Annotated in this window: 7 protein-coding genes; 4 read left to right on the top strand and 3 right to left on the bottom strand. The window is 40.6% G+C overall.

The window, feature by feature from the left end:
- Positions 1 to 28: 28 nt before the first annotated feature.
- Entirely contained in the window at positions 29 to 1150 is a 1122-nt protein-coding gene (locus ACTRWE_RS05050) for a lipase family protein (RefSeq protein WP_350654492.1), read from the top strand.
- Positions 1151 to 1212: 62 nt separating this feature from the next.
- Here the strand turns inward: ACTRWE_RS05050 and aroC are convergent, their stop codons facing one another.
- Both aroC and prmB read right to left on the bottom strand, forming a co-directional pair.
- On the bottom strand, positions 1213 to 2310 hold the full coding sequence (gene aroC, locus ACTRWE_RS05045; RefSeq protein WP_350654490.1) for a chorismate synthase: 1098 nt from the start codon (positions 2308 to 2310) through the stop codon (positions 1213 to 1215).
- 91 nt (positions 2311 to 2401) lie between these two features.
- Positions 2402 to 3337 (bottom strand): 50S ribosomal protein L3 N(5)-glutamine methyltransferase, encoded by a 936-nt coding sequence (prmB, locus tag ACTRWE_RS05040; protein WP_013464520.1) that lies wholly within the window; start codon positions 3335 to 3337, stop codon positions 2402 to 2404.
- 296 nt (positions 3338 to 3633) lie between these two features.
- Between prmB and smrB the strand changes: the two genes are divergently transcribed.
- Positions 3634 to 4191: an endonuclease SmrB gene (smrB, locus tag ACTRWE_RS05035; protein ID WP_016899440.1), complete on the top strand. Its 558-nt coding sequence runs from the start codon at positions 3634 to 3636 to the stop codon at positions 4189 to 4191.
- A 32-nt stretch (positions 4192 to 4223) separates the two neighbouring features.
- Positions 4224 to 5147, top strand: coding sequence for an AEC family transporter (locus ACTRWE_RS05030; RefSeq protein WP_462879570.1), 924 nt, complete (start codon positions 4224 to 4226; stop codon positions 5145 to 5147).
- 66 nt (positions 5148 to 5213) lie between these two features.
- On the opposite strand, the gene sixA is transcribed toward ACTRWE_RS05030, so the two are convergent.
- Positions 5214 to 5690 (bottom strand): phosphohistidine phosphatase SixA, encoded by a 477-nt coding sequence (gene sixA, locus ACTRWE_RS05025; RefSeq protein WP_024602806.1) that lies wholly within the window; start codon positions 5688 to 5690, stop codon positions 5214 to 5216.
- A 184-nt stretch (positions 5691 to 5874) separates the two neighbouring features.
- On the opposite strand from sixA, the gene ACTRWE_RS05020 reads away from it, so the two are divergent.
- Complete coding sequence (locus ACTRWE_RS05020; protein WP_036956875.1) at positions 5875 to 8598, top strand: insulinase family protein; 2724 nt, start codon at positions 5875 to 5877, stop codon at positions 8596 to 8598.
- The last annotated feature ends 6 nt before the right edge of the window (positions 8599 to 8604 follow it).

Below are 8604 nucleotides of genomic sequence, written 5' to 3'. Positions count from 1 at the left end.
AAAAGTCCAAGCAGTATTACCGCCAAGCATTGCAGCGAGTGTCGCAGCAAGGGTTTACGATATTAGGACTTCAACAAGTTTTAACGGTGATTTCAACCCGACATTTATAAAAAACTTTAAAATCACCAACAACCAAATAAAAGGAGTTAGTGGTGGCTTAATCAATCAACTCCTAAACCGCACCACAGGATTTGCATTAACCGCACAAGGAATCTCTCCACAATTTGAAGGCCACCATATTATTGGTATTCGTGGCACCGTTTTTACTTCCTGCGCTGATTGGCTAACAAACTTAAACGTAGCAATTACCCATGGCCCTAAAAACTTAGAAGTGCACTCTGGCTTTGAGAAAGCCTTTACCAGCATGAAGCCGATGTTTGCAAGTTATGTCAAGCAGCATAAACCTAAGTGTTTGCACCTTGTTGGCCATAGTTTAGGTGGTGCGATTGCCCAACTATCAGCAATATGGGCAAGTGAGCAAGGTATTCCCACTAATTTATATACGTTTGGTGCGCCAAGGGTTGTGCTAAATCATTCGGTGCATTCAGCTGCACATAATGTTGGTCAGTACCGTGTAACGCACGGTGCAGATCCTGTACCTTGCGTACCAGCTTGGCCATTTAGTCATACCTCAAGCGAATACCAAACGGCGATGAATGAAGGATCGTTTTTTAATATTGGTGCACACTCTATGGAAGAAAACACACCCGGTTATGTTAATACTGTAGCTGCACACAAAGATTATGGAAGCATGGAAAGCTCACTAAAAACTCTTCACTATAATCATACAGTTTTAAAATATGCTCTGCGCTATAACGTGACGTTCTCACTTAGATGGCAGCGAATTATTACCGATGGCTTAATTACCTTTTTAAAGAAAACTGGCCAATATGCCTTTATTTCTGCACAAGCAGGTCTTAGCGTTGGGTTAACTTTTTATGATATTTTAGCGCGATGCTTACATGAATCTGTGGTTAAGTTTGTAGAGCTTACAGAAGAGTTAAAGGGTTTAATTGGCCATATGCTTGCTTTTGTAGGTAAAGCGTCATACGAGGTAGTAGAGCTCACAACTCAATTTATCCGTTGGGTGTTAGGTTTAATGATTAAAAAACTCTATATGGTTGCGAAACAAGCCATTGACCGTATTTAAGTATAGTCAGTTATGTAAGTGCGGCATCAAATATCAGCCGCATTTATTATAATTAAAGGCGCTTAAATAGCGCCTTTAATTGGCCCGTGTTCGTGGTTAACATGTGGGTTTTGACCGCGTTGACGTAGTAAATGATCCATTAAAGTAATGGCCATCATTGCCTCAGCAATCGGAATAGCACGAATGCCTACACAAGGATCGTGACGACCTTTGGTGATCATCTCAACCGATTCATTTTCGGTATTAATACTATTACCGGGAATGGTAATGCTTGATGTTGGCTTAAGCGCAATGGATGCGATTATATCTTGCCCTGTAGAAATACCTGCCAATACGCCGCCGGCATGATTTGAGGTAAAACCATCAGGGGTTAACTCATCACGGTGCTCTGAGCCTTTTTGCTCAACCACATCAAAGCCATCGCCAATTTCAACGCCTTTTACAGCGTTAATACTCATTAATGAATGTGCAAGTTCGGCATCTAGCCTATCAAATACCGGCTCACCTAAACCAACAGGCACATTTTTAGCGACCACTTTGACTTTCGCGCCCACTGAGTCGCCTTGCTTTTTAAGCTCGCGCATATATTCATCGAGTGCTTCAAGCTTGCTAACGTCTGGGAAAAAGAATAAGTTATTTTCCACCTCATCCCAATCGTAATTTTCGGCTTTAATTGGCCCTAATTGGCTCAAACACGCACGTACTTCAATACCATGAAATTGCTTTAAATACTTTTTAGCAATAGCGCCTGCGGCAACCCGAATAGCGGTTTCGCGCGCAGATGAACGGCCACCACCACGGTAATCGCGAAGGCCGTATTTGTGCCAGTAGGTATAGTCACCGTGGCCTGGGCGAAATACGTCTTTAATTTTGCCATAATCTTGTGAACGTTGATCGGTATTTTCAATTAATAAACCAATGCTAGTACCAGTGGTTTTACCTTCAAAAACGCCCGCTAAAATTTTGATTTGGTCGCTCTCACGGCGCTGCGTGGTATAGCGACTTTGCCCAGGTTTGCGTCTGTCTAAATCGTGTTGTATGTCGGCCTCAGTGATTTCAAGGCCTGCGGGCGTGCCATCCACTACGCCGCCTAATGCAACGCCGTGGCTTTCGCCAAAGGTGGACACTTTAAATAACTGCCCTATGCTATTACCTGCCATTAACTTTCCTCATTCCTAATGACTTATAGCCGAGGATTAACTCGGCTATTGTTTTGCCCAGCCATTTCGGATGAATGGCTAGTACTAATTATTACTGTGCAAAGTAGGCATCTAGTTGTTGTTTGCTAATAACAAACACCCCTAATCCGCCTTGTTCAAACTCAATCCATTCAAATGGTGCGCCTGGATACAGTGCATCCATATGTACCATAGAGTTACCTACTTCGACAAATAACAAACCGTTATCTGTTAGATGCTCACTAGCTTGATCTAAAATAGTACGTGTTACATCAAGACCATCGTGTCCCGATGCTAATCCTAGCTCTGGTTCATGGTGAAATTCACGTGGTAAATCAGCCATATCTTCAGCATCAACGTACGGTGGATTTGCTACGATTAAGTCGTATTTTTGCCCAGGTACACCACTGAATACGTCAGACTGAATCGGTAGTACGCGATCACTTAGTTGATAGTCAGTGATATTAATATCAGCCACTTCAAGCGCTTCATAGGATATATCAACCGCATCAACTTGCGCATTCTCGAACGCTTGTGCCAAGGCAATAGCAATACAACCTGAGCCTGTACATAAATCTAAAATACGCCCTACTGACTCTGGTTTTTCTAACCAAGGGGTGAAGCGATTATTAATAAGCTCAGCAAAAGGCGAGCGAGGAATTAATACGCGTTCATCCACATAAAATGGCATGTTAGCAAACCATGCAATGTTGGTAAGGTAAGGTACTGGGGTAAAATCGTTAATGCGCTCGGCAATTAAGCCCGCTAAACGATTTTTTTCAGTACTGGTTAAACGCGCATGCATCAGCTCTTTGGGTGCATCGATAGGCAAACTAAGCGCCGGTAATAACAAACTTACCGCTTCATCCCATGCGTTATCGGTGCCATGACCAAAGAAAATACCGCTACTTGCAAATTGACTAGTTGTCCAACGAAGCCAATCGTGTAAGGTTGAAAGTTCTGCAACAGCTTCATCTAGGGTTGCTTCTTCTATTAGTAATTCACTCATCAGTATTATCTGCCTGCTACTTTCAAAAAAAATAAACTCAATCGGGGCGCATCATTGGCCCCATGATTGCCCTATTGTATACCCAAGCCACCTTTAGGTGCGAGCGCAGTTAGTGTTAAAAGCGATTTAGGTAAGGCTTTGATTGCAAATAATAGTCACTCTATTGTTCAAATCAATAACGCAGTATAAATCGCTTTTAAATTAACCTTAATGGCGCTGTACTATGCACCTCAAAGCTGCTTGGGTATCACACCTTTTTACTCGATTTTTACCGCTTTTTTGTTTAGACTGCCGCTATGAAAAAAGATCCCCACTCAAACAGCCTAATTAGTCCTGACGACATTGACTTGTTCCGTCAAAGTATCAGTGGTGCGCGTGTATTTAAACAAGACACTCACCGTTTTAGCAATAAACCTAAAGTGTCACAAGCGAAGCAATTTGCCCAGCAAAAAAAGCAACAACAGTCAGAATTTTTCTTTTCTGATGAATATGTGCCCGATATAGACACACATGGTACCGTTAATTATGTACAACAGGGTCAGGATCGTTTTTTAGCCAAACAACTTCGTCGAGGGGATTTTATTCCTGATTTAACCCTCGACCTGCATGGCTTAAATAAAGAGATAGCCAAAGATGAACTCGCAGGGCTTATTCATGAGTGTAAAAAAAAGCATTACTATTGTGCCTGTGTTGTACACGGAATTGGCGGCCATATCCTCAGGCATAAAGTACCGCAATATTTAGTGCAACACCCCGATGTAATTGCTATGCACCAAGCTCCGCTTGAGTATGGCGGTAAAGGGGCGGTACTCATATTAATTAACTTACCGCAAAGTGATGAGTTTAGACGCTGAGCACTAGAGCCAATCAATAAGAGTCTTTTTTAGTGCATATATTTTCGATTATATTTCCGCTTATTTTTATTGTGTTATGTGGCTACATAGCAAGCCGAAGTCAGTTTTTAGAACGCATTCATATAACAGGGCTCAGTAAATTTACTTTTTACATTAGTGTACCCAGTTTTTTATTTTTAAATATGGCCCAGGCAGACTTAAAAACCAGCGTGAGCTTAAATGGCTTTTTAAGCTTTTATATTCCCGTTATTTTAATTTATTTTTTTGCGCTCATTATTGACCGCTACACTCTCTCTAAACATCCTCAATATGAACGTCACAGTGTATTTGCCCTTGGCAGTAGTTATTCAAATACCGTATTGGTGGGCTTGCCCATTATCATAGCCGCCATGGGTGAGCAAATGATGGGCATTATTTTTATGATCATCACCTTTCATAGCGCGCTATTGTTCACCCTTACCTTTTTAATTAGTGCAAACAGTGCCAGTCATGCGTTTTCTTGGTCAACATTTGCCAAAAATATGCTACTCAACCCTGTCGTATTGAGTATTAGCACGGGTTTATTGGTAAATTTAGCAGGGATTACTTTATTTTCTGATTTAACTAATGGCTTAGCGCTTTTAGCTAAACCTGCCATTGCCTGTGCGTTATTTGTTTTAGGCGCAAACTTAGCTTTTTATAAAATTAGCGATAACTGGCAAGCGGCAGTTATTGCCAGCCTGTTAAAGCTAGTTATATTGCCCGCCTTAGTATTAGTGTTAGGCTCACATGTATTTGCTATTAATGAGTCGCTGTTAAAAGTACTCGTATTATTGAGCGCATCCCCCTTGGGGGTTAATGCGTACTTAATTGCATGCCAAATAAAACAACATCAAGATACGTTAGCCAGTGCGGTTGTTTTATCGACAGTTTTGAGTGTGGTGAGTTTTAGTATGTGGTTAACAATTCTACTGTAGACAAATACCTAAAAGTATTGACATTTATTTAATAGAAAGTGGCTTAGCTAAATGCTAATTTACACGCTATGCATCTACATTCGCTGGTGCATTAATGGTGATATAATCACTTTTGTGGCGAGTTTCATCATAACTAATTTGTGCAACAGCGCCGGTATTAAAAATAGGCATGTGCCCAGCACACAACTGATCAACCAAATAGCTCACCATAGGCATATGGGCAACCACAAGCCAAGTATCGCATTCTGGATGAAGCGCGATTAACGTTTCTAAGTAATCTGCAGCAACCTGCGGGTTACCTTCAGGAATAATATCTTGGCAGGTCTCTTCAAATAAAAAGGTATTATTTTTTTTAACACCCTCAGCTGTTTGCTGCGCTCTTACATAAGGACTCACTAATAACCCCGTTGGAGCATGCTTTTTTTGTAACCACAGCCCCATTTTTTCTACCTGCTGATGGCCCAAAGGAGTCAAATTTCTACTGACATCATCAGAGTGCATCGGTATTGCTTCACCATGACGCATTATCAAGATTGTTTTCATAAAAAATCAACCAATTAAAGAATATAAAACAGTAGCCAGTTTGCTCGAATTTCCGCTATATTAATAACTCAAACCTATTTATTTTCTTAAAATAGTTCTTTCATGATGTTCAGGTAAATAGCATTGCATTCCTGAAGTTATCATCTGTTGTTAACAATTATACGTTTAGTTTCAGGAGCATCATTTGAAAATCAGCACCAATGATAACAGAGCTTACCGCACACTAACACTGGACAATGGTCTAAAAGTACTTTTAGTGCACGATCAAGACTCAGCAAAAGCTGCCGCATCCATGGCTGTTAACGCTGGTCACTTTGATGATCCACTTGATAGACAAGGCCTAGCGCACTTTTTAGAGCATATGTTGTTTTTAGGCACTGACCTTTATCCTGAATCAGGAAGTTTTAATAATTTTGTCTCGCAGTCTGGTGGCAATACCAACGCGTGGACTGGCACAGAGCATACCTGCTATTTCTTTGATATTAATAACCATCATATTGAAACAGCATTAGCGCAATTTAGCCGATTTTTTATAGCGCCTACACTAAACCCAGCAGAAACAGAAAAAGAACGTAATGCTATTGAGGCTGAGTTTAAATTAAAGATTAAAGATGATGGCCGGCGCATCTATCAAGTGCATAAAGAAACGGTTAACCCTGCACATCCGTTTGCTAAGTTCTCTGTAGGCAACCTACAAACATTAGCTGATAGAAAACGCTGTATTAGTGATGAGTTACGCGACTTTTTTAATCAGCATTACCAAGCTCAATGGATGACCCTAGTGATTTGTGCCAATGAATCATTAGATACTCTTGAGGCATGGGCAACTCAATATTTCTGGCAGATTAAAGGCAATAACAGCAAGTTAAAGCCACCCATAGAGGCACCGCTTTATCGCAGCCAAGACTTGGGTAAGTTGCTCCATATTGAGCCACACAAGCATGTACAAAAGCTGATTATTAGCTTTGCTATGCCAAACATTGACGATTTTTACCGTCATAAAACTGTTAGTTTTATTGCCCACTTACTAGGGTATGAAGGACAAGGCTCGTTGTATTCAGTACTAAAAGAACAAGGCTGGATCAATGCTCTTTCTGCCGGAGGTGGCATCAACGGTAGTAACTTTAAAGACTTTAATATTAGTATGGCGCTGACCGATGAAGGCATTGAATACTACGAAGATATTATTGAAATGGTGTTTGAATACATTTGTTTAATTAATAACAACACCAGCAAACTACCTCGCCTATATCAAGATAAGCAAAAACTATTACAAATCGCATTTGATAACCAAGAAAAGTCTCGCCTAATTGATTGGGTCAGTAATTTAAGTATTAACATGCAACACTACGATGAAGTTAATTACTTACAGGGTGACTATTTAATGGAGGGCTTTAAAGCCAGCACGCATGAAATGGCTATGCAGTGGTTAACTCCGCACAACATGCGTTTAGTGCTTATTCATCCTGATGTAGAGCCTGAACACACAGCTGCTTGGTATAACACCCCCTATAAAATTGAAAAATTGTCGCTACATTGGCTCGAAGCACTTGCACAGATTAGCCAGCCACAAAGTGAAATGCTATTGCCCACGGCTAATCCTTATTTAGCTAAAGATGTCATTTTATATCCGGTTGAATCACAGCAACGATATCCAACATTACTGGTAAAAGAAGCAGGCTTTGACTTTTGGTTTAAACAAGACGCCACCTTTAGAGTCGCCAAAGGGCATTTTTATTTAGCCATGGACTCTGACTTTGCAGTAAAAGATGTGAAACATATGGCACTGACGCGGTTATTTTCAGATTTATTCATGGACAGTGTTGGCGAACAGTTTTACCCAGCGGAACTTGCGGGCTTAAGTTATCACTTAACCTCTCATCAAGGTGGCTTAACGCTTCACACTGCGGGGCTTTCTTCAAGCCAACTCGAATTAGTCGATCAGCTGATTGATGCACTATTTAACGTAAAAATTTGTGCCAAACGCTTTGCAGAATATAAAAAGCAACTGGTAAGGCATTGGCGTAATAGCAATCAAAACAAACCCGTTAGTGAGCTATTTAGTATTTTAGGCGCTAAAATAATGCCGTGGAATCCTCAGCCTGACGAGTTAGCAAACGCACTCAAAGACACCTGTTTCCATCAGTTTAATGAATTTAGACAAGCGTTTTTTAATGCCCTTCATGTTGAGTCTTTTTTACATGGTAATTGGCAGCAAAATGATGCGCTTGAGTTTCAAAAGAAGGTCGCCCAGCACCTTAAAAAATCAGCCGTTATCGACGATTTAAAGCGCCCACTTTATGAAATCACTAAAGTGACCCGCTACGAGCTTGAACTTGCCTGCAGCGATAATGCCATGGTGATTTACTACCAAGCACAAAGCGATGACGTTAATGAAAAAGTGAAAATGATGGCGCTGAATCATTTAATTAATCAAGATTACTTTAATGAACTCAGAACCACGCAACAACTCGGTTATTTAGTAGGGGCAGGATACGCTCCTTTTAATACCCGTGCTGGTATTGCCTTTTATATACAATCACCAAAATTTGAGCCCACCACGTTACTGCACAGGCATAATTTATTTATTAGCCAGTATTTAGCAACAATTAATGAACTAACAGAACAAGACTGGCTGCAACAAAAACATGGATTAACAACCCATATTGCTGAAAAAGACAAAAATTTGCGTTTACGTTCACAACGTTTATGGCTTGCTATAGGTAATGGCGATCATCGGTTTAATATGCAGCAACGCCTGCTGGATTCTTTAAACGCATTAACGCTTGAAGATTTAAAAGCCTACGCCGCTGAAATTTTTAATGCAGATCGCCCAAGATATGAGCTTTTAAGTGCCAAATCTGTCAATCTGTCTGAGAAACTACCACTTTATTCGCATTCTCTTTGACTCTTG

This window comes from Pseudoalteromonas sp. G5_S1_54_S4, from assembly GCF_054968565.1.
The sequence above is the reverse complement of the archived record's forward strand: the minus strand, read 5'-3'. Positions and strand labels throughout refer to the sequence as shown.

Coding starts and splice junctions, on each gene's coding strand:
- aroC (WP_350654490.1), bottom strand. CDS start 2,310: ATGGCAGGTAATAGCATAGGGCAGTTATTTAAAGTGTCCACCTTTGGC.
- prmB (WP_013464520.1), bottom strand. CDS start 3,337: ATGAGTGAATTACTAATAGAAGAAGCAACCCTAGATGAAGCTGTTGCA.
- smrB (WP_016899440.1), top strand. CDS start 3,634: ATGAAAAAAGATCCCCACTCAAACAGCCTAATTAGTCCTGACGACATT.
- sixA (WP_024602806.1), bottom strand. CDS start 5,690: ATGAAAACAATCTTGATAATGCGTCATGGTGAAGCAATACCGATGCAC.